Raw genomic sequence first — 2,333 nt, forward strand, 5'->3', positions numbered from 1 at the left:
GTCGCGGACCTCCGCTCCAGCCAGACCGCCGCCGGCACCGCCATCCAGTCCTGGAGCTCCAACGGCACCACCGCCCAGGGCTGGACCTTCTGGGCGAGGTAGGCGGCGGTGATGCTGGCGTGCACGGGAACGGTCTCCGGTTTCCGGTCGCGGCTCGGGGATCGGTCGGTCTCGGGGATCAGTCGGTTCAGAACGGGCGGGTGCGGGACAGGCGGGTGCGGGACGGTCGGGTGCGGGACGGGCGGGTTCAGGACGGACCGGGGCTCACGGCGCCCTCCTCCTCGGCGGCATCCGCGTCCGAGTCCGCGCCCGCGTCCGCCGCCGGCCCGGCCGTACCGTCGGGGCCCGGCAGCTCCCGCATCCGCCGCAGCGGCGAGAGCAGCAGCGGCAGCGGCACCAGCAGGAAGCCGACGGCGCAGAGCCAGAGCGCCGCGCGCGGACCGGCCGCGTCGGCGACCAGGCCGCCGATCAGGGCGCCGATCGGCAGGGTGCCCCAGACCAGGAAGCGCATGGTGGCGTTCATCCGGCCGAGCAGCTCCGGCGGGCAGACGCTCTGCCGGAAGCTCACCTGGGCGACGTTGTAGGCCACCGCACCGAACAGCACCACCCCGGAGGCCAGGCCGAACAGCACCACCCCGGCGCCTCCGCCGGACAGCGGCCACAGCAGCGCGAACGGCGCCGTCACCAGCGTGGACAGCCAGATCAGCCGGGCCTGCCCGAACCACCGGGCGAGCTGCCCGGCGCACAGCGCGCCGGCCAGGCCGCCGACGGCGGAGACCGACATCAGCACGCCGATGGCGCCCGGCGACAGGTCGAGCACCCGCACCCAGAACACCGTCTGCACGGCGGTCAGCACGGCGGAGAACAGGTTGGACGTGGCGGTGGCGGTCGCGATCGCCCGCAGCAGCGGGTGGCCGAGCACGAACCGCACGCCCTCCCCGACCTCGGCGCGCAGCGAGCGCCCCGGCGCGGGTTCCGGCCGCGGCTCGTCGGCCTTGATCCGGACGAGGAGCAGCGCGGAGGCGAGGTAGCCGCAGGCGTCGGCCACGATGGCGAGCGGCGCCCCCAGCAGCTGGACCAGCCCGCCGCCGAGGCCCGGCCCGGCGATCTGCGCCGAGGAGCGGACCGTCTCCAGCGCCCCGTTCCCGCCGACCAGTTGCTCGCGCGGCAGGACGGCGGGCAGGAAGGACTGGTGGGCGACGTCGAAGAACACCGTCGCCACCCCGGTGACCAGCCCCACCAGGTAGAGCTGCGGCATGGTCAGCACCCCGAACGCCGCGGCCGGCGGGATCGACCCCACGGCCAGGCAGCGCACCACGTCGGCCCGGATCAGCACCGGCAGCTTGCGCATCCGGTCCAGCCAGGCGCCCGCCGGCAGGCCGACGAGCAGGAAGGCGGCGGTCTCGGCGGCGGTCAGCAGTCCGACCTCGAACGGCGTGGCGTCGAGCACCATCACCGCCACCAAGGGGAGGGCGACCAGGGTGACCTGACTGCCCGTCTGGGCCGCCGCGGCTCCGGTCAGCAGGAGCCGGAAATCGCGGTGGCCGAGCAGACGGGCCGGGCGGGAGCTGGGCTTCTCGTTCATCGGTGCGACTCTCGGTCACCCCTTCGACACGGGGCAAGCACCAGGTTCGTTTCCGGACGGACCGCAGGTCGGCCGAATCCCGCCACTCCCCCGGCCGGCCCTTGCGCGCTCCTTACGGCCACTCGGGACGCACCCGCACCGTCCGCCACGCCGGTCGGCCAAGGCGGCACTGCCCGACGGGCACCCCGCCCACCGCCGGACCCCGCAGTCCATTTCACTGTCCGGTATCCGGACCCGGCCTTTCCAGCCACCGGACGATGAGGCTCAACTTGGCCGGATCCCATGGAGTGCAGCCCGACCGTCACCTCATCGTGATATCGGCGTGACCGAAGCGAGCCGTAGAAGGAAACCACGGGGCGGATACCGGACAGGCCCCCGGCCGCACGCGGGCCGGCCCGGCGCACCGCCCCGTCAGCCGTTCACCTCCGCGTCCCCTTCCGTACGCCGGGTGATCGCCAGCACCGCCATGTCGTCGTCCCTCGGCCCGCCGGTCCACCGCTCGACGTCCGCCACCAGCGCGTCCAGCACCTCCCCCGGGCCGGCGAACGGCCCCAGCGGAGCCAGGCCGAGCACCGGGTCGTAGAACTCCCCCGCCGCGTCCCGCGCCTCGGTGACCCCGTCGGTCACCAGCAGCAGCGTGCACCCGGCCGGGAACGGCCGGCTCTCCGGCGCCGGACGCGCGACGCCCAGCCCGCCCATCCCCAGCGGCAGCCCCGGGTCCGCCGCGTCCAGCCGGCGCACCGGCGGC

Annotated in this window: 2 protein-coding genes; both read right to left on the bottom strand. The window is 75.1% G+C overall.

Annotation, left to right across the window (positions count from 1 at the left end; translation table 11 throughout):
- Nucleotides 1-247: 247 nt before the first annotated feature.
- The gene (locus ABZW03_RS39960; RefSeq protein ID WP_355269669.1) at nt 248-1,585 is read right to left on the bottom strand and encodes an MFS transporter; all 1,338 of its coding nucleotides are present in this window, start codon (nt 1,583-1,585) and stop codon (nt 248-250) included.
- A 411-nt stretch (nt 1,586-1,996) separates the two neighbouring features.
- The coding region (locus ABZW03_RS39965) for a SpoIIE family protein phosphatase (protein WP_355269671.1) at nt 1,997-2,333 on the bottom strand (337 nt) is incomplete at its 5' end.

Source organism: Kitasatospora sp. NPDC004799, assembly GCF_040609095.1.
Lineage (GTDB): Bacteria > Actinomycetota > Actinomycetes > Streptomycetales > Streptomycetaceae > Kitasatospora.